Here is an 18,440-nt window from a genome sequence, read left to right as displayed (position 1 = left end):
TGCGCGGCGCCGTCCGATCAGAGCCGCGCCCGGTTCCTTCTACGACAACCGGTCCTTCCGGGACCTGATGGGAAGGAGACTTGAGCATGGGCGACAACAGGACGAACGGGAGCGCCGGCACCCAAGCCGGCAGAGATACGGGGCCCCGGTGCATCGGGATCTTCGGGCCCTTCGGCAGCGGCAAGACGTCGCTGCTGGAAGCGTTGCTCGCCCGCACGGGGGCCATTTCGCGGCAGGGAGCGGTGACGGCCGGCAACACGGTCGGCGATGCCGCGCCGGAGGCGCGCGCCCACTCCATGAGCGTCGAACTCAACATGGCCGAGACCGAGTATCTCGGCGACCGTTTCGTTTTCCTCGATTGTCCCGGCTCCATCGACTTTCTGGGCGAGACCGCCGGCGTGCTTGCCGGCATCGACCTTGCCATCGTCGTTGCCGAGGCGGACGAGAAGAAGGTGGCCGCGCTTCAGGTCATTCTCAAGCAGCTTGAGGATCGCGGCATTCCCCGCATCCTGTTCCTGAACAAGATCGACAGGACCTCCATGCGGCTGCGCGATGTGCTGGCCATGCTGCAGCCGGCCTCGGCCGCGCCGCTGGTCATGCGCCAGATCCCGATCTGGAGCGGCGGCATCGCCACCGGCTTCATCGACCTTGCGCTGGAGCGCGCCTATGTCTACCGCGAGCACGCGGCAAGCCAGGTGATCGAGATCCCCGACGAGGCGATGGCGCGGGAGGTCGAGGCGCGCTTCTCCATGCTGGAGACGCTGGCCGACCATGACGACGTCCTGATGGAATCGCTGCTGGAGGACATCGCTCCGGAGCGCGACCGGGTCTTCGACGATATCGGCAGCGAGCTGCGCGACGGGCTGATCTGCCCGGTGCTGTTCGGCTCGGCCGAGCATGGCAACGGCATCGGCCGGCTGATGAAGGCGCTGCGCCACGACGCGCCGGGCATCGCCGAGACCCGCACCCGGCTCGGGATCTCCGACGATGGCGGCACGCTCGTCCAGGTGCTCAAGACCGTCCACACGCTGCATGCCGGCAAGCTGTCGCTGGCGCGGCTCATCTGCGGCACCCTTTCGGACGCGGACACGCTGACCCGGCCGGACGGCGAGCCGGCGCGGATATCCGGTTTCTACAGGCTGATGGGCCAGCAGGCGAACAAGCGCGGCCCGGCGGAAGCCGGCGACACGGTCGGCCTTGGCAAGCTCGACGGGGTGCATACGGGCAACACGCTGGGTGGAGGCTCCGCGGTGCCCCAACTGGCGCCGCTCGACATGCCGCTGCCGGTGCTGGGCCTCGCCGTCTCGCCGAGCGAGCGCCGCGACGAGGTCAAGCTCTCGGCCGCGCTCGCCAAGCTGGCCGAGGAGGATCCGGCGCTCGTCGTGACCCAGAGCCAGGACACCGGCGAGACCCGGATCGAGGGGCAGGGCGAGATGCATCTGCGCGTCGCGCTGGAGCGGCTGACGGGCAAATACGGGCTGGCGGTGGAAACGGCAGATTCCACCATTCCCTATCGCGAGACGATCCGCGGGTCGACCTCCGTCCGGGCGCGCCACAAGAAGCAGTCGGGCGGCCATGGCCAGTTCGGCGACGTGGCCATCGACATAAGGCCGATGCCGCGCGGCGAGGGCTTCGTCTTCAACGACACGATCACGGGCGGGGTGATCCCCAAGCAGTATATCGCCTCCGTGCGTGCCGGCGTGGAGGAGGCGCTGAAGAGCGGCACGCTGGGCTTTCCCACCGTCGATATCGCCGTGACGCTGACGGACGGCTCCTATCACAGCGTCGATTCCTCCGACCAGGCGTTCCGCATGGCGGCGATCCAGGCGATGCGCGAGGGCTTGCCGCAATGCAAGCCGGTGCTGCTCGAGCCTATCCACCATGTCACCATCGCCTGCCCGAGCGATGCGACGGCGCGCATCAACGCCATCGTCTCGAGCCGGCGGGGGCAATTGCTCGGCTTCGACGCCCGTCCTGGCTGGGCCGGATGGGACGAGGTGCAGGCCTTGATGCCGGAGACGGAGATCGGCGGGCTGATCGTCGAGCTGCGCTCGGCCACCGCCGGCGTCGCCACCTATGTCAACCGCTTCGACCACCTCGCCGAACTGACCGGCAAGCCGGCCGACGCGGTGCTCGCCCGCCACGGCCGCCAGGCGGCGTGACATCCACAGGGAGCGGGCGGTGCGTCGCGCCACCCGCTCCCTGCCGCTTCCAGTCTGGACCTCGGCAGTCTGCTCCCTAGCTATAGGGCGGGGGCAGGTCAGGTTGCCAATCAGGCGGCCAATCAGGCTGCCAATCAGGCGGGAGGGATCCCTTGCGAGCAGTTCTTACAGGTGTTTCTTCGACTGTCGCCGGTGCGCTGGCACTGACGGCCATCACCCTTGCGCCGGCATCGGCGCAGGGCGTGCATGAGGCCGGCGGGGTGAAGTTCACCGTCACCCGCGCCGTCGCGGACCTCTCCTATCCCTGGGGCTTCGACTTCCTTCCCGACGGCTCGTTGCTGGTCAACGAGGTTGAGGGGCGCATGTGGCTTGTCTCCACCGACGGCGAGCGCCGCATCGAGGTCACCGGCGTGCCCAGGGTGCGCGCCGTGGGGCAAGGCGGGTTGCTCGATCTGGTCGTCGCGCCCGATTTCGGGACGAGCGGCCGCGTCTATTTCACCTTCTCCGAGCCGGGAACGGGCGGTGCGGGCACGGCCGCCGCGACGGCCCGGCTGCTGCGCGAGGGCGACACGGCGCGGCTTGCCGACGTTGCCGTCATCGCGCGGATGGAGAAGAAGACCGGGAGCGGCCGCCATTTCGGCTCGCGCATCGTGCCGGCGCCCGATGGCACGCTCTTCGTGACGCTCGGCGACCGGGGCGATGCCGACCGTGCCCAGGACCCGAAGGACCATGCGGGGTCTGTCCTGCGGGTCAATGCCGACGGGTCTATCCCCGACGACAACCCCTTTGCCGATGGAGCGAAGGCCTTGCCCGAAATCTGGTCGACCGGCCATCGCAACATCCAGGGTGCGGCGATCGAACCTTCGACCGGGCTTTTGTGGACGGTCGAGCACGGCGCGCGCGGTGGCGACGAAATCAACCGGCCGGAAGCGGGCAGGAATTACGGCTGGCCGGTCATCTCCTATGGCCGCCACTATTCGGGGCTGCGGATCGGTGTGGGGGCGCAGGCGCAGGGCTACGAGCAGCCCTTGCATTACTGGGACCCGTCGATCGCCCCGTCCGGCATGGCCTTCTACACGGGCGACGCCGTCCCGCAATGGCGCGGCAGCCTCTTTGTCGGCGCGCTCAAGGACCAGCTGATCTCGCGGCTCGAGGTGGAAAACGGCGAGGTCGTCGCCGAGGAGCAACTCGTCGTCGGCGACTACGGGCGCATCCGCACCCTGCGCAACGGACCGGACGGGACGCTCTGGTTCTCCACCGACGAGGGCGAGGGCGCGCTTTATCGGATTTCCGGGGCGCGATAGGACGAGGCCGGCGCGGCAGCTCCTCCGCCCGCGCCGGTGCATCCGCCATTTGCAATGTCCGATTGTGCCGGCTCCCACAATGCCCCTCGCGTTGACAAGGCGACCCATTGACCGCGATGCTGCCACGACCATGACGTCGGAGGCGGGAGCATGCGGATATTGGCATTTATGTTACTAACTTTGCTTGCCGTCACGAGTGCTGAAGCTAGCCCCGAGGAAACTCTTTCGCGGGAGATATCAGCATGTTGGAACACACATGAGACCATAAAAGATCACACTGTGGTCATGGACGCGAGGATCGACGGCAACGGCAACGGCAACTTCCGAGCCTCAGGTTTTGACTCCGATATACCTGGAGCCAGCATCCTCGCAGACTCGGCACGACGCGCGGCTCTGCGGTGCGCGCCGTACGATGTCCCTCCGGGGCTATATCGGTTTGAACTCAAGCCCCTTGATCCGTTTGAGGGCCTGCCGCCTGTTGCTCCCTCGCAATAGGACGAGGCCGGCGCGGCAGCTCCTCCGCCCGCGCCGGTGCATCCGCCATTTGCAGTACCGGGCTTTCGCGCTATTGAGAGGGAGCGGCCCCGTTTCCCTTTCCTCGCCGTCTTCCCCTTGTCGCGCGCCACCCCCGGACATCATGAACACCGTTCCGCTTATCATCGCTTTCGCGTTTTTCATGGAGATGATGGATTCCACCGTCATCGCCACCTCGCTGCCGGTGATCGCGGCGGATCTCGGCACCAGTCCGATCGCGCTGAAACTGGCGCTGACCTCCTACCTGGTGGCGCTTGGCGTCTTCATCCCGGCCAGCGGCTGGATGGCCGACACGTTCGGGGCCAAGCGGGTGTTTCGCCTCGCCATCGTCGTCTTCGTCATCGGTTCGCTCGCCTGCGCCTTTTCCAACTCGCTGCTCACCTTCGTGCTCTCGCGCTTCCTGCAAGGGATGGGCGGGTCGATGATGGTGCCGGTCGGGCGGCTCATCCTGGTCCGGACCTTCCGGCAGAAGGACCTTGTCCACGCGATGACCCTGATGACCATTCCGGGCCTCATCGGTCCGATGGCCGGCCCGCCGCTCGGCGGTTTCCTGACCACCTATTTCTCCTGGCACTGGATCTTCCTCATCAACGTGCCGATCGGCATTGCCGGGATCTGGCTTTGCGGCATCTTCCTGCCTGACATCGCCAGGCGGCCGACCGCCTCGCTTGACTGGCGGGGCTTCCTCCTGAGCGGCACGGCGGCGGCGGGCATCGTCTTCGGCCTGTCCGTCGTCAGCCTGCCGGCGCTGCCGCCCGTCGTCGGCGTGGTGACGACCGTTGCCGGGCTTGCAGCGCTTGCCGGCTATCTCGTGCATGCGCGGGCAAAGGACCATCCGATCCTCGACCTCGGGCTGTTGCGCAACCGGGCCTTCGGGCTGACCTTGCTGGGCACCAACATCTTCCGCGTCTCGTCGGGGGCGATGCCCTTCCTGATCCCCTTGATGCTGCAGACGTCCTTCGGCTACAACGCCTTCCAGTCGGGCCTGATCACCTTCACCGGCGCCTTCGGAGCCATCTCGATGAAGTTCATCGTCAAGCGCTCGCTGGCCGCGCTCGGCTTCCGCACGGCCCTTGTGATCGCCTCGCTCGGCGGGGCGCTGCTGACCCTTGCCATGGCCGCTTTCGCGCCCGGAACGCCGGTGTGGATCTTCGTGCTGGTGCTTTACGGCGCCGGTCTCACCCGCTCCTTCCTCTTCACCTCGTCCAACGGGCTGATGTTCACCAGCATTGCCGATGACGAGGCGAGCCAGGGAACAGCCCTCAGTTCCGTGTTCCAGCAGGTCTCGCTGGCGCTCGGCGTGGCGCTTGCAGGCTTCGTGCTGGAGGCGACGGGCTGGTTCACCGGCGATCCGTTGGCGCTCGTCAACTTCCACGTGGCCTTTGCCGTCACCGCGGCGCTGGCGCTTGTCTCGGTGCCGGTCTTTGCCTTCCTGCCGGCGTCGGCCGGGCAGGAGGCTTCCGGCCACCGACAGCGCCGGGAGGCGTGAGCGGAGCGTTTCGCCCGGCAACTCTTCACGCCGCCCGCACCTTTCGTTCAACCGCACTTGATTTGCCGGGAGCCGGTCCGCGCGCTAGGTCAGAAGCAACGCTCGGCGCCACGACGTGCCGCGGCCGGCACGCATGTGCGGGCGCGGGAACCTTCAGGACGGCAGGCATGAAGCGGGAGAGGACGCAATGAACATCATTCGCAAGCGCGGCTGGGAGCTGCCTGAATCCGAGGCGACGCCCGAGGTCGTCTTCTTCAACCGGCGCTCGGTGATCGCCGGCCTTGCCGGCGCCGGCGCGCTTCTTGCCGGTGGCGGGTGGCCGCGCCCGGCCTTCGCCGAGGAAGACCCCAGCGCCTCGCTCTATCCAGCGAGCCGCAACGAGGCCTTCACCCTCGACCGGGAGATCACCCCCGAGAAGGTCTCCTCCATGTACAACAATTTCTACGAGTTCGGCTCGCACAAGCAGATCGCCTCGGCGGCGCAGGCGCTGAAGATCCGCCCCTGGGAGGTGAAGATCGACGGGCTTTGCGACAATCCGCAGACCATCGGCATCGACGACCTCTTGAAGAAGGTGAGCCTTGAGGAGCGGCTCTACCGGCTGCGCTGCGTCGAGGCCTGGGCGATGGCGGTGCCGTGGACCGGCTTCCCGCTGGCGGAGCTGGTGCGCCTCGCCAGCCCCAAGGCCGGGGCGAAGTACCTGCGCATGGAGACCTTCCTCGACCCGGACACGGCCAGCGGCCAGCGCGCCTCCTGGTATCCCTGGCCCTATGTCGAGGGGCTGACCATCGCCGAGGCGACCAACGAGCTCGCCTTCCTGGTCACCGGCGTCTACGGCAAGCCGCTAGCCAGGCAGTTCGGCGCGCCGCTGCGCCTCGCCGTGCCGTGGAAATACGGGTTCAAGTCGATCAAGTCGATCACCCGCTTCTCCTTCACCGAGGAACGTCCGGTGAGCTTCTGGGAGGAGGTACAGGCGGCCGAATACGGGTTCTGGGCGAATGTGAACCCGGAGGTTCCCCATCCGCGCTGGAGCCAGGCGAGCGAGCAGGTGCTGCCGAGCGGCAACCGCGTGCCGACGCAGCTCTTCAACGGCTATGGCGACTATGTCGCCGACCTCTACAAGGGGATGGAGGGCGAGAACCTCTACATGTGAGGGAGAACGCTTGCGTTCGCTCATCGGACGAGAGGGCCTGGCGCCGCGCGCCGGGTCCTTTTTGCGTTTGGACCGCGGGGGGGGGGCGCGCAAGGTGTTCCGCTTCGGGGCCGGCCCAAAAAAAATGCCGGGCACGAGGCCCGGCAGTTATTTGATTTTGCCACCATCGGTGGCGCAATCACCTTCCAGAGGGGAACAGCTGGTCGCATCAGACGTCGCTGGGAGGAGGTAGCGACGAAGCAGACCAACAGCCTGTTGCTTATATGCAGTGCACAACGTGCCTATGCAAGATGCAGTCGCGCAAGTCTGCTATGCAAAAAACGAGGGCCACGCCGCGCGCTGCGTCAACTTTGCCCCGTGAAGCATCGCGACATGCTGGAAACAGCGGCGTTCTGCCTGCTTCCAAAGCAGGCCTTGCGCGAATGACAGGGGTTGTGGCGCGACTTTGTTTGCATCCCGTGCCCATGCCTTGCCCGTGCGCTTGCCTTGCCGGCGCAATGTGCGACGCAATATCGCAGGCGGCCGGCTGAAAGGACCGGCTGCCATCGTCGGCATGCGTGGAAAAAGCCTCAGAAGGTCCAGCGCTCGGCCTTGGACAGCAGGAAGTCGCGGAAGACGGCGATGCGCGCCGTGTTCTTCAGCTCGGAAGGATAGACGAAATAGGTGTCGAAGCTCGGCACCTCCGCCTCGGGCATCAGCTGCACGAGGCCGGAGCCGTCCTCGTTGATGTAGTCCGGCAGGATGGCGATGCCGATGCCGCGCTGCACGGCACGCTTGATCGCCACCACATTGTTGATCCGCAGCACGCAGCGGCGGGTTTCGCCGAGCGGCAGGCCGGCCGTTTCCAGCCAGTTCATGTCGCGCAGATAGGGCGGGGCCTGCTCGCCGAAGGTGATGATGCGGTGGCCGTCGAGGTCGTTCATCGACTTGGGCGCGCCGAAGCGCTGGATATAACCGGGCGCCGCGTAGAGATGGAAATGCACGGTGAACAGCTTGCGCTGGATCAGGTCCGGCTGGGTCGGCTGGCGCAGGCGGATGGCGACATCGGCCTCGCGCATGCCAAGGTCCAGTTCGTCATCGTCGAAGATCAGCCGCAGTTCCATCTCCGGATAGAGATCGACGAACTCGTTGAGGCGCTGGGTCAGCCAGGTCGAGCCGAGGCCGACCGTGGTGGTGATCCTCAGAACGCCCGACGGTTTCTCGCGGCTGTCGGTGAGGCGCGCCTGCGCTGCCTCCAGCTTCATGAACACCTCGCGCGCGGTGCGGTAGAGCACCTCGCCCTGCTCGGTCAGCAGCAGGCCGCGTGCGTGCCGATGGAACAGCGGCACCTTGAGATCGTGTTCCAGCGCGCTCACCTGCCGGCTGACCGCGGACTGGCTCATGTTCAGCGTGTCGCCGGCATGCGTGAAGCTGCCGGCCTGCGCCGCCGCATGGAAGATCCGCAATTTGTCCCAGTCCAGCGGCACGGCGTCCTCTATATGTTCGTGTCGGCTCCCGCCGAGGCGTATGGATGGGTCGTGACCCTAGCCTATTCGGCGGCTTCCGCTTCCGCAATCTCATGTTCGGCAAGAAAGCGTTCGCTTTCAAGGGCCGCCATGCAGCCCATGCCCGCCGCCGTCACCGCCTGGCGGTAGATTTCGTCGGTCACGTCGCCGGCCGCGAAGACGCCGGGGATCGATGTCATCGAGCTGTCGGGCGCCGTCCAGATGTAGCCGGACGGCTTCATCTTCAGCTGGTCCTTGAACAGTTCCACCGCCGGCGCATGGCCGATGGCGACGAAGAAGCCGTCGGCGGCAACGTCGCGCGTCTCGCCCGTGTGGACGTTCTTCAGCCGCGCGCCGGTCACGGCCTTGGGCATGCCGCCGCCGAGCACTTCTTCCACGGTGCTGTCCCAGATCACCTCGATCTTGTCGTTGCGTGCCAGCCGCTCCTGCAGGATCTTCTCGGCGCGGAAGCTGTCGCGGCGGTGGACCACCGTCACCTTGGAGGCGAGGTTGGCAAGATAGAGCGCCTCCTCGACCGCAGTGTTGCCGCCGCCGACGACGATGACTTCCTTGCCGCGATAGAAGAAGCCGTCGCAGGTGGCGCAGGCCGAAACGCCGGCGCCCATGAAGTCCTGCTCGGTCGGGATGCCCAGCCACTTGGCCTGGGCGCCCGTTGCGATGATCAGCGCGTCGCAGGTGTGGACGGTGCCGCTGTCGCCGGTCAGGCGGAAGGGGCGCACCGAAAGATCGGCCTCCAGGATCGTGTCGTAGACGATCTTCGTGCCGACGTTTTCCGCCTGCTTGCGCATCTCCTCCATCAGCCAGGGCCCCTGGATCGGATCGGCGAAGCCCGGATAGTTCTCCACTTCCGTGGTGATGGTGAGCTGGCCGCCGGGCTGGATGCCCGTGATCAGCACCGGCTCCAGCATGGCGCGCGCGGCATAGACGGCGGCGGTGTAGCCGGCCGGGCCGGAGCCGACAATCAGGAGTTTGTGGTGCTCTTCTGCCATCGCTTCTTTCCTTGCATGCTCAGCCTCGCGGCGCCGGCGCGCGAGCCGTTCGGTGCGCCTCGAAACGCCGCCGGATCGCCTCGGCGATCTCCGGCGTGGAATCGACCGGATCGTAGGTAGTCACTTTAAGCGGTCCGGGAAAGGGGTGCACGGCGTTCGTTCCCACCAATCCCGCCATAAACGCATCAAATTTGCGGTGACCGCCATGCGGGTGGAAAACATGGACCGCGCGGCCGGTGGCCAGCGCCTCGCCGACCATGTTGGCGCTGTCGGCGGTGACGACCACCGCATCCGCGTTGGCAAGATACTGCAGCAAGGGGTTTTCGCCCGTCCCGTCCCACAGAAGGTGCGGGCCGTGCGCCGCGATCTCGCGCAGCGCTTCCGACAGCGCCTGCGGCGTGCGCCGCGATGTCGTCATCATCAGATGCGCGCCCTCGGCCGCAAAATGCCGCAGCCCGTCGGCGAAGCGGGCGATGTCTTCGGGCCGGTAGTGGTGGTTGCGGCTGTCGCCGCCAACGAGCACGGCAACGCGCGGGTGTCCGAGTGCGGCGATCTGCGGCCAGGGGTTTTCGCGCGCATCCGCCAGCCTTTCCGCCGAATGCCGGTGCGGACCGCCGGGCGTTGCCAGCACGTTGTCTCCGCGCAGGGCGTCATGCGCCTGCACCCAGATGAAATCGGCGGCCTTCACGCCCGTGCGCGGGTCCTTCAGGAACACGGTGAAGGTCTGCCCGTGGCTGTCGCGCCGGATCCGCTTCAGATAGGCGACGGCGCGCCGGCCGGAGGCAATCGCGATGTCGGGAAAGGGCGGGGCGATCGGGCTTTGCGGCCGGTCCGGGGCCTCGCGCGGGTCGACGGGACCGCGCGGCATCGCCCAGGACCAGGGCGCGCGCGGCGCCACCCGGCGCAGCTCGAAGGCAAGCCCCAGCGCCTCGGCGACCGCGATGCATTGCATCTCGTCGCCGGCCTTGCCGTCGGTGACGATCCAGGCGCTGGGCGCAGTCATGCCGGGCTTGGCGATCAGTGGGCTTTCCTGATGTTTCTTCATGGTGGCGATTGTTGTTATACTATTGCAGGTTTCGGTAAAAAATCATAAGGCCCTAGGGTACGAACGGCACGATGCGTCCGGCCGAGTCGCGCTTGTCCGCCCGGACCCTCCCGTCCGGAGCGCCTGCCCGCGAGCCCTTGCGCGTCTGTGCCAGCGATTGGCGAAGGAGACCAGCGTGAAAATCCGCCTCGATGCGATTGATTGGCACATTCTGAAAGAGCTGCAGGCGGATGGCCGCATCACCAACGTGGAGCTGGCGCGCCGCGTCGGCATTTCCGCGCCGCCCTGCCTGCGCCGGGTGCGCGCACTGGAAGAAGCCGGGCTGATCGTCGGCTACCGCACCCTGCTCGACGAAAAACAGCTCGGCTACGAAGTCACCGCCTTTGCCATGGTCGGCCTGCATTCGCAGACCGAGGGCGATCTCAACGCCTTCGAGGAGAAGGTCAAGGGCTGGCCGGAAGTGCGCGAAAGCTACATGCTGTCGGGCGAGGTCGACTTCCTGCTCAAATGCGTGGTGCCGGACCTGCAGGCCTTCCAGAACTTCATCATCCGCGAACTTACCGCCACGCCCAATGTCGACAGCGTCCGCACGGCCCTCACCATCCGCCAGACCAAGAACGATCCGGTCGTGCCGATGAAGGAGTGAGGGGATGAGTGATGCAAAAAATCATCACTATATACCGATATGCTACTCGAAAAACTTCGTGAACTCCGATGGATACTTGATGATATCTGATCTTTGGGATGAAGGGAGGATTTTTCCGTCAAAGCCTATTGCTTCTCTGAAAATAAGGAAAATGTATTCGCAGCCGGTTCATGCCGAAGGAAGGATGGACGATTCCATCGAAAGACTTTTTTCTAGTGAGGTTGAAGCAGCGTGGACACCGGTTTTTCGAAAAATTCTTAATAAGGACCGCATTTCTCAATATGATTGGAGTGCGATCATCAAGTTTATGTGCTCGATGATTGTTCGTGTTCCCATGACATTTAACGCGATTATTGAGCTATTGAGGGAGCATGTGATTCGTAGCGCGCCGGATAGTGTTGAACATATTCCGAATATTCTAATTGATACATATCATAAAATTATGGGCCCGAGAGCGAAGGCCGAACCTTCTTTCAGGGATTTGGTTGAATGCGGAGCAATTTCGATAAATATCGATCCGCACAGATGTATTTCATCTATTGTAAATATTATGAGAGAAATACAGGTTTTTAAATTAGGATTCCCATTTGGGTCCCCGAAATTTGTTTACAACAACACGGGCATTCCATTTTTATCTAGTGATAATCCGGTTTGTTTTTTTCGAGGTAGCAAGGGGAAGAGTGGGTATTATCCATATCAAGTTCAAAAAGATCGCCCTTTTTCGTTTTTATTTCCAATTAGCTCTCGAATTGCTCTTGTGAATAGCAGCTTTTTTGCGGCGAAGGGAATGCATATCGGGGTGGACCATGAAAGTGATGTGCGGCAAATGAACCGCATAATATCAAGATTCGCATACAGGTATGTGTTCTCTTGTGATGAAGATATTTTGAAATATTCATTCAATCAGAGAAATATCTGCCCAAGGCCGGTGTATTCAAGATCTACCATTGGAGATGGATTTGTTTTTGATATTTTCTATAAATTCGGCGCACCTAAGAAGATTTTTAATGATTGGAAATATCAATTTAAGCGCTGACTTTCTGCACAGAGACGGCATTCACCTGACAGCTCCGCGTTTTGAAGCGGTTTCAGGCGGCGCGGGTTTCGTGTGTCATTGAAGCCTGTTTCGGCGCTGTTGTCAGCGGGTCTCCTTTCGGTTCCTTTGGTGGTTGTGGCGGCCTGCCGGGCAGGCCGTCGGTGAAGGCCTTGGGGATCCATTCGTTCCCAGAGCGTTGGTGAGGGGGCTGCGAGGCCGCCGGCGTGCTCCAACGCATCCTTGCGATCATTCGCGCGCAGCCCCGCGAGCGTCATCCCGCACGAAGCATGAGCGAAGATGCGGGATCGGAGAGCCGACGGCGTCAGTGGCTGGGCTCGGCAAGCGCCGTGGCTCGCCGGTTCCGGGTCGCGGCTGCGCCTTGCCCGGAATGACGAAACGAGGGACCGTGCGCTGAGATGGCGAGAGGGGCCGACAGGACGGGAGCCAGCGTACTTCAATCTCACGCCTGCCGGGGTTGCCAATGGTTCCCGGCTCTGCGCTGACGCTTGGCCGGGATGACGGCATGAGCGGGGTGTGCCGTCCTGACGCCTGCTGCCACGGCTGCCTGCCGCCACGACTGCTTGACGGCAAAGTGGCATCGACAGCCTGTCGGGAGAGGCACGAACCATGCCTCTCCCCTCCACGCGTCAACTCGCTCAGGCGGCGGCCGCGTCCGGCCGGCTGAAGTTCACCTCGCGGGTCACCTGCCAGCGTCCGTCCTCGAAAATGAAGTCGATGCTCAGGTCGATCATCATGTTGGGGCCGCCGACCGGGATCTTTCGCGAAATCAGCACATGCCCCCGGTTGCCGGACACAGTGACGCTGTGGATTTTGGCCCACATGTGGTCCGCCGGGTTTTTGCCCCTGAAGGTCTGCTCCAGCATGGACATGAAGTCCGTCTTGGTCAGGGTCACCAGGCGTCCGTCGATGCTGAGGTCCATCACGACGATGTCGTCGTGGTAGATGCCGTCGAGCGTCTCCATGTCGGCGCTGACGCCGGCTTTCATCAACTCGTCGATCCGCGCGCGCAGTGCGGCTTCCGTTCTTTCGGTCATGCTGTCTCCTCGGGGTTCAGGCAAAAGTGCCGTTGATCGGGGCGTCTTTCATGGGCCCGCGCCGGAAGCCGATGCCCTTGGCAATCCACTTCAGATCGGGTCGTGAAAAGGGAACGTTGGAGATGTCGGTGATCTGCAACGCGCCGGTCTCGTCGACGACAAAAAGGCCCGGCTCGGCGAACGGGGCCTCGACATCCATCCCGTTGCGCGGACTTGAAACGTACAGGCCGAGTTCCTGCATCTGCGGAACCGTCAGGCCGTAGGCCACGTCGAAGTGCGGCGACACCTCCTCCATCTGGGCGATGGCGCGGGCCTCGTTGTCGGCCGAGACCGCAATCACATCGACGCCGAGCGCGTTCAGGTCGGAAAGGGTCGCATCGAGCTCCCGCAGGTATGTGGTGCAGAGCGGGCAGTGCCTGCCGCGATAGACAATCACGAGCATCCAGTCGAAGCCCTCGCGCGGCCTCGATATGTCGCGCCTGCCGCCACCGAGCACGGGAAGGCTGATCGCCGGAAACACCGAACCGGCGGCGAGTTTTCTGCTGGTCATTTCGAGCGTCCCTTTATATATTGATCGATACATAAAGGCGTGAGCCGGACAGCGTCAAGGAATATATATTGAACGTTACAAAAAAAATTGGCCGCCCCCGGAACTTCGATTATGACGAAGCGCTGTTGAAGGCGATGTTCGTCTTCTGGGAGAAGGGCTATGACGGTGCTTCCATGCGCGACCTGACCAGTGCCATGGGGATCACGGGCCCGAGCCTCTATGCGGCCTATGGCGACAAGCGCGGCCTCTATCTGAGCACCATCGACCACTATTGCGATGCGGATGCCTGCGCCCCGCTTGTGGCCCTGGAAGGCGAGGAAGACATCGAAAAGGCGCTTCATGCCTTCTTCTCCGAGGTCATACGGTCCGCCTCGGAGCATGAAAGCGGCGCGACGGGGTGCTTCCTCGCATCCAGCGTCGTGGCATCCGTCGGCCATGTGGACGGGGTTGCGGAGCGCATGGAAGCCGCCATCGCCGACACGGAGAAGCGATTGGTCAAACGCTTCGACCGGGAAGTGGAGAAGGGCACCTTGCCGCCGACCTTCCCCTCGAAGGAACGGGCCGCGCTGCTCTTCGACCTTCGCCAGGGCTACATGTTCCGGGGCCGTGCGGGCTGGTCCAGCGATCGCATGCGGAACCAGATCGCCGACCGGGTCAGGATGCTGCTCTCGCACTGACCAGGCCAGAGCCAGTTATCGAAGCCGTCCTTTTCCACGGAAGCTTCTTCTCATCCTTGCACGAGCGGGAAGGGCCGGGGACAAGCTTTCCGGTGCGGCGGCAAGGGCGAGGCTCACGTCACGGGGATAACCGTCACCGGGAAACGGGGACAAGCGCAAGGCGGCGACAAGCGCCGGGCACCGGCGATGCGGCCCCGTGTCATCGTCAGGCGGAGACGGCAACGCCCGGACGTTGCCGTCCGGGCGAAAAAAGAAAGATACAATTTCGAAAAAAAATGAATCAATTTTGCGCAGAAAACTGTTCGAATTTGTTCGAGATTGTCGCGCGCGTCGTCAGCCGAAGCTGACGTTGATGATCTCGTAGGCGCGCGCGCCGCCCGGCGCGGTCACCTCGACGCTGTCGCCGGTGGCCTTGCCGATGAGGGCCCGGGCGATCGGCGAGGAGATCGAGATGCGGCCGAGCTTCACGTCCGCCTCGACGTCGCCGACGATCATGTATTTCTTCTCTTCCTCGGTGTCCTCGTCGATGAGGGTGACCGTGGCGCCGAACTTGATCGTGTCGCCGGACAGCTTGGTGACGTCGATCACCTCGGCCCGGCCGAGCTTGTCCTCAAGCTCGCCGATGCGGCCCTCGTTGAGGCTCTGCTGCTCCTTGGCGGCATGATACTCGGCGTTTTCCGACAGGTCGCCATGGGCACGCGCCTCGGCAATCGCCTGGATGATGCGCGGCCGCTCTTCCGACGTCCGCTGCTTCAGTTCCTTCTCGAGCATGGCGTAGCCAGCGCTTGTCATCGGAACTTTTTCCATAGGTCCTCGACCCTTTCGCTTCGCGCGCCACTCGTTGGCGGCGCGCGTCAAAAACACAGACGTCCGGCCGGGAAGTCCCCTGCCGGAACGTTCAGGATAATCAGGCCTTCGTGAAATAGGCCTGCAACGGAACCACTTCAAGGTTGCCCGAAGCGTAGGCCTCGATCCCCTTTGCCGCCGCAATCGCCCCTGCCAAGGTCGTGTAGTAGGGGACCTTGTGCAGCAATGCGGCGCGGCGCAGCGACCTGCTGTCGGAGAGCGCCTGCGCGCCTTCGGTCGTGTTGAAGACGAGCTGAACCTCTCCGTTCTTGATAGCATCGACGATGTGAGGCCGGCCTTCAAGCACCTTGTTGACCTTGTCGCAGGAAATTCCCTGCTCCTGCAGGAAGGTCTGGGTCCCGTGCGTGGCGATGATCCGGAAGCCGGTCTTTGCAAGGCGCTGGATCGGGTCGAGGACGCGTTCCTTGTCGGCGTCGCGGACCGAGACGAAGACCGTGCCGGAAGTCGGCACGCGGGTGCCGGAGCCGAGCTGGGACTTGGCGAAGGCGACCTCGAAGGTGCCGTTCAGGCCCATCACCTCGCCGGTGGAGCGCATCTCCGGGCCGAGCACCGTGTCGACGCCCTGGAAGCGGGCGAAGGGGAAGACGGCTTCCTTCACCGCCACATGGTCGAGCTTCTTCGTCGTCAGGCCGAAGGAGGCCAGCGGCTCGCCGGCCATGACGCGGGCGGCGATCTTGGCGATCGGCTGGCCGATGGTCTTGGCGACGAAGGGCACGGTGCGCGAGGCGCGCGGGTTGACCTCGAGCACGAAGATCTCGCCGTTGCGGATGGCGAACTGGACGTTCATCAACCCGCCGACGCCGAGCGCCTTCGCCAGAACCTCGGTCTGGCGGGTGAGTTCGGCGATCATCTCGTCCGAGAGCGAGTAGGGCGGCAGCGAGCAGGCGCTGTCGCCGGAATGGATGCCGGCTTCCTCGATGTGCTCCATGATGCCGCAGACGAAGACGTCCTTGCCATCGGCCAGCGCGTCGACATCGACCTCGATGGCGCCGTCCAGGTAGCGGTCGAAGAGCAGCGGGTTCTTGCCGAGCACCGTGTTGATCTGGCCGGTCTTGTCATTGGGGTAGCGGGCGCGCACGTCGCCGGGAACCAGCTCCGGCAGGGTGCCGAGCAGGTAGGCGTTGAGCGCGTCCTCGTCGCGGATGATCTGCATCGCCCGGCCGCCCAGAACGTAGGAGGGACGCACGACCAGCGGCAGGCCCAGATCGGCGACGACGAGGCGGCTCTGCTCGACCGAATAGGCGATGCCGTTCTGCGGCTGCTTCAGGCCCTGGCGGTGCAGCAGCTTCTGGAAGCGGTCGCGGTCCTCGGCGAGATCGATCATGTCGGGCGCGGTGCCCAGGATCGGCACGTCCGCCTCGACCAGGGCCTGGGCGAGCTTCAGCGGCGTCTGGCCGCCGAACTGGACGATGACGCCGTGCAGCGTGCCGTTCTTCTGTTCTGTACGGATGACCTCCAGCACGTCCTCGTCCGTCAGCGGCTCGAAATAGAGCCGGTCCGACGTGTCGTAGTCGGTGGAGACGGTTTCGGGGTTGCAGTTGATCATGATGGTTTCGAAGCCGGCATCCTGCAGCGCGAAGGCGGCATGACAGCAGCAATAGTCGAACTCGATGCCCTGGCCGATCCGGTTCGGACCGCCGCCGAGAATGACCACCTTCCTGGCGTCGCTGGGCCGCGCCTCGTCGGCAAGATGCCCGGCGAAGGGCGTCTCGTAGGTCGAGTACATATAGGCGGTCGGCGAGGCGAATTCGGCCGCGCAGGTGTCGATGCGCTTGTAGACCGGATGCACGTCGAGGCGCTGGCGCAGCTTCCTGACGTCGCTTTCCTCAAGGCCCGCGAGCGAGGCGAGGCGCGCGTCGGCAAAGCCCATCGCCTTGAGCGAGCGCAGTGCCTCGGTGGTCTGCGGCAACCCGTGCGCGCGCACCTTCTCTTCCAACTCGACGATGGCCTGGATCTGGCGCAGGTACCACGGGTCGATATGGCAGGAGCGATAGACCTGCTCCAACTCGGTGCCGAGACGGAAGGCCTGGGCGACCTTCAGCAGCCGGTCGGGCGTCGGCGAGGCAAGGGCGGCGCGGATGGCGTTCTTGTCGTCGTTCTGGCCAAGGCCGGGGATCTCGACCTCGTCGAGGCCGCTGAGACCGGTCTCCAGGCCGCGCAGCGCCTTCTGCAGGCTCTCGGCGAAGGTGCGGCCGATGGCCATGACCTCGCCGACCGACTTCATCGCGGTGGTCAGGATCGGCTCGGCGCCGGGGAACTTCTCGAAGGCAAAGCGCGGGATCTTGGTGACGACATAGTCGATCGACGGCTCGAAGGACGCCGGTGTCGCGCCGCCGGTGATGTCGTTCTCCAGCTCGTCGAGCGTGTAGCCGACGGCGAGTTTCGCTGCGATCTTGGCAATCGGGAAGCCGGTCGCCTTGGAGGCGAGCGCGGAGGAGCGCGACACGCGCGGGTTCATCTCGATGACGATCAGACGGCCGTTTTCCGGGTTGACCGCGAACTGGACGTTGGAGCCGCCCGTCTCGACGCCGATCTCGCGCAGCACCGCGAGGCTCGCGTCGCGCATGATCTGGTATTCCTTGTCGGTCAGGGTCAGCGCCGGCGCGACGGTGATCGAATCGCCGGTATGGACGCCCATCGGGTCGATGTTCTCGATCGAGCAGATGATGATGCAGTTGTCCGCCTTGTCGCGGACGACCTCCATCTCGTACTCCTTCCAGCCGATCACCGATTCCTCGACCAGCACCTCGTTCGTCGGCGAGGCATCGATGCCGCTCTCGATAATGTCCAGATATTCCTCGCGGTTGTAGGCGATGCCGCCGCCGGTGCCGCCGAGCGTGAAGGAGGGGCGGATGATCGCCGGAAGGCCGATGTCGTCGAGCGCGTCGAGCGCCTCGCCAAGCGAATGGGCGAGGCGCGAGCGCGGCGTCTCGAGGCCGATCCGGGCCATCGCCTCGCGGAACTGCTCGCGGTCCTCGGCCTTGTCGATCGCCTCGGCGGTGGCGCCGATCATCTGCACGCCGAATTTCTCCAGCACGCCCATCTTGCGCAGGGACAGCGCGCAGTTCAGCGCGGTCTGTCCGCCCATCGTCGGCAGCAACGCGTCGGGGCGTTCCTTCTCGATGATCTTCGCGACGATCTCCGGGGTGATCGGCTCGATATAGGTCGCGTCGGCGAGATCTGGATCGGTCATGATCGTCGCCGGGTTCGAATTCACGAGGATGGTGCGATAGCCCTCTTCGCGCAGGGCCTTGCAGGCCTGGGTTCCCGAATAGTCGAATTCACAGGCCTGACCGATGATGATCGGTCCTGCCCCGATGATCAGGATGGAAGAGATGTCTGTGCGTTTGGGCATTCTGGGCTCGCGGCTCGGCGTCGCCCTTTCGCGCGGCGCGCGAAACAGGGGCGAGGAGGTCGGTATCGGTAACGTG

General features: G+C 64.4%; 14 protein-coding genes. 7 read left to right on the top strand and 7 right to left on the bottom strand.

Features of this window, described 5'->3' with window-relative positions:
* Positions 1–86: 86 nt before the first annotated feature.
* From ACQY46_RS21020 to msrP, 4 genes are all read left to right on the top strand, one after another.
* Positions 87–2,162, top strand: coding sequence for an elongation factor G (locus tag ACQY46_RS21020; RefSeq protein WP_428697917.1), 2,076 nt, complete (start codon positions 87–89; stop codon positions 2,160–2,162).
* A gap of 152 nt (positions 2,163–2,314) precedes the next feature.
* Positions 2,315–3,466, top strand: coding sequence for a PQQ-dependent sugar dehydrogenase (locus ACQY46_RS21015; RefSeq protein WP_428697916.1), 1,152 nt, complete (start codon positions 2,315–2,317; stop codon positions 3,464–3,466).
* Positions 3,467–4,103: 637 nt separating this feature from the next.
* The gene (locus ACQY46_RS21010; RefSeq protein WP_428697915.1) at positions 4,104–5,489 is read left to right on the top strand and encodes a DHA2 family efflux MFS transporter permease subunit; all 1,386 of its coding nucleotides are present in this window, start codon (positions 4,104–4,106) and stop codon (positions 5,487–5,489) included.
* Positions 5,490–5,676: 187 nt separating this feature from the next.
* A complete protein-coding gene (gene msrP, locus ACQY46_RS21005; protein WP_428697914.1) occupies positions 5,677–6,639 on the top strand; it encodes a protein-methionine-sulfoxide reductase catalytic subunit MsrP in 963 nt (320 codons plus the stop codon).
* A 569-nt stretch (positions 6,640–7,208) separates the two neighbouring features.
* On the opposite strand, the gene ACQY46_RS21000 is transcribed toward msrP, so the two are convergent.
* The 3 genes from ACQY46_RS21000 to ACQY46_RS20990 form a co-directional block, all read right to left on the bottom strand.
* Positions 7,209–8,099, bottom strand: coding sequence for a LysR family transcriptional regulator (locus tag ACQY46_RS21000; RefSeq protein ID WP_428700534.1), 891 nt, complete (start codon positions 8,097–8,099; stop codon positions 7,209–7,211).
* Between the two features lie 68 nt (positions 8,100–8,167).
* Positions 8,168–9,133 carry a thioredoxin-disulfide reductase gene (gene trxB / locus ACQY46_RS20995; protein WP_428697913.1) on the bottom strand — a complete coding sequence of 322 codons (966 nt, stop codon included), beginning with the start codon at positions 9,131–9,133 and terminating at the stop codon, positions 8,168–8,170.
* A gap of 19 nt (positions 9,134–9,152) precedes the next feature.
* The gene (locus ACQY46_RS20990; protein WP_428697912.1) at positions 9,153–10,136 is read right to left on the bottom strand and encodes a mitochondrial fission ELM1 family protein; all 984 of its coding nucleotides are present in this window, start codon (positions 10,134–10,136) and stop codon (positions 9,153–9,155) included.
* 217 nt (positions 10,137–10,353) lie between these two features.
* Here ACQY46_RS20990 and ACQY46_RS20985 point away from each other — a divergent pair, with 217 nt between their 5' ends.
* Both ACQY46_RS20985 and ACQY46_RS20980 read left to right on the top strand, forming a co-directional pair.
* Positions 10,354–10,824, top strand: coding sequence for an Lrp/AsnC family transcriptional regulator (locus ACQY46_RS20985; RefSeq protein WP_428697911.1), 471 nt, complete (start codon positions 10,354–10,356; stop codon positions 10,822–10,824).
* A gap of 4 nt (positions 10,825–10,828) precedes the next feature.
* On the top strand, positions 10,829–11,860 hold the full coding sequence (locus tag ACQY46_RS20980) for a DUF4238 domain-containing protein (protein ID WP_428697910.1): 1,032 nt from the start codon (positions 10,829–10,831) through the stop codon (positions 11,858–11,860).
* 656 nt (positions 11,861–12,516) lie between these two features.
* On the opposite strand, the gene ACQY46_RS20975 is transcribed toward ACQY46_RS20980, so the two are convergent.
* Both ACQY46_RS20975 and ACQY46_RS20970 read right to left on the bottom strand, forming a co-directional pair.
* Complete coding sequence (locus tag ACQY46_RS20975) at positions 12,517–12,915, bottom strand: nuclear transport factor 2 family protein (RefSeq protein WP_428697909.1); 399 nt, start codon at positions 12,913–12,915, stop codon at positions 12,517–12,519.
* A gap of 16 nt (positions 12,916–12,931) precedes the next feature.
* A complete protein-coding gene (locus ACQY46_RS20970; protein WP_428697908.1) occupies positions 12,932–13,465 on the bottom strand; it encodes a peroxiredoxin-like family protein in 534 nt (177 codons plus the stop codon).
* 134 nt (positions 13,466–13,599) lie between these two features.
* On the opposite strand from ACQY46_RS20970, the gene ACQY46_RS20965 reads away from it, so the two are divergent.
* Positions 13,600–14,142, top strand: coding sequence for a TetR/AcrR family transcriptional regulator (locus ACQY46_RS20965; RefSeq protein WP_428700533.1), 543 nt, complete (start codon positions 13,600–13,602; stop codon positions 14,140–14,142).
* Between the two features lie 333 nt (positions 14,143–14,475).
* On the opposite strand, the gene greA is transcribed toward ACQY46_RS20965, so the two are convergent.
* Positions 14,476–14,949, bottom strand: a complete 474-nt coding sequence (gene greA, locus ACQY46_RS20960) for a transcription elongation factor GreA (protein WP_306029282.1) — start codon at positions 14,947–14,949, stop codon at positions 14,476–14,478.
* Positions 14,950–15,049: 100 nt separating this feature from the next.
* Positions 15,050–18,364 carry a carbamoyl-phosphate synthase large subunit gene (gene carB / locus ACQY46_RS20955; RefSeq protein WP_428697907.1) on the bottom strand — a complete coding sequence of 1,105 codons (3,315 nt, stop codon included), beginning with the start codon at positions 18,362–18,364 and terminating at the stop codon, positions 15,050–15,052.
* Positions 18,365–18,440: the final 76 nt, after the last annotated feature.

The sequence above is a fragment of the Stappia sp. genome (assembly GCF_965276915.1).
In the GTDB taxonomy this organism is placed as follows: Bacteria; Pseudomonadota; Alphaproteobacteria; order Rhizobiales; family Stappiaceae; genus Stappia.
This window is presented reverse-complemented; position numbering and strand designations above follow the sequence as displayed.

Bases quoted from the DNA above. Each gene is read 5' to 3' on its own strand.
- ACQY46_RS20990 (WP_428697912.1), bottom strand. From the start codon at position 10,136: ATGACTGCGCCCAGCGCCTGGATCGTCACCGACGGCAAGGCCGGCGAC.
- ACQY46_RS20980 (WP_428697910.1), top strand. From the start codon at position 10,829: ATGAGTGATGCAAAAAATCATCACTATATACCGATATGCTACTCGAAA.
- carB (WP_428697907.1), bottom strand. From the start codon at position 18,364: ATGCCCAAACGCACAGACATCTCTTCCATCCTGATCATCGGGGCAGGA.
- ACQY46_RS20970 (WP_428697908.1), bottom strand. From the start codon at position 13,465: ATGACCAGCAGAAAACTCGCCGCCGGTTCGGTGTTTCCGGCGATCAGC.
- greA (WP_306029282.1), bottom strand. From the start codon at position 14,949: ATGGAAAAAGTTCCGATGACAAGCGCTGGCTACGCCATGCTCGAGAAG.
- msrP (WP_428697914.1), top strand. From the start codon at position 5,677: ATGAACATCATTCGCAAGCGCGGCTGGGAGCTGCCTGAATCCGAGGCG.
- trxB (WP_428697913.1), bottom strand. From the start codon at position 9,133: ATGGCAGAAGAGCACCACAAACTCCTGATTGTCGGCTCCGGCCCGGCC.
- ACQY46_RS20965 (WP_428700533.1), top strand. From the start codon at position 13,600: ATGTTCGTCTTCTGGGAGAAGGGCTATGACGGTGCTTCCATGCGCGAC.
- ACQY46_RS20975 (WP_428697909.1), bottom strand. From the start codon at position 12,915: ATGACCGAAAGAACGGAAGCCGCACTGCGCGCGCGGATCGACGAGTTG.
- ACQY46_RS21010 (WP_428697915.1), top strand. From the start codon at position 4,104: ATGAACACCGTTCCGCTTATCATCGCTTTCGCGTTTTTCATGGAGATG.
- ACQY46_RS21020 (WP_428697917.1), top strand. From the start codon at position 87: ATGGGCGACAACAGGACGAACGGGAGCGCCGGCACCCAAGCCGGCAGA.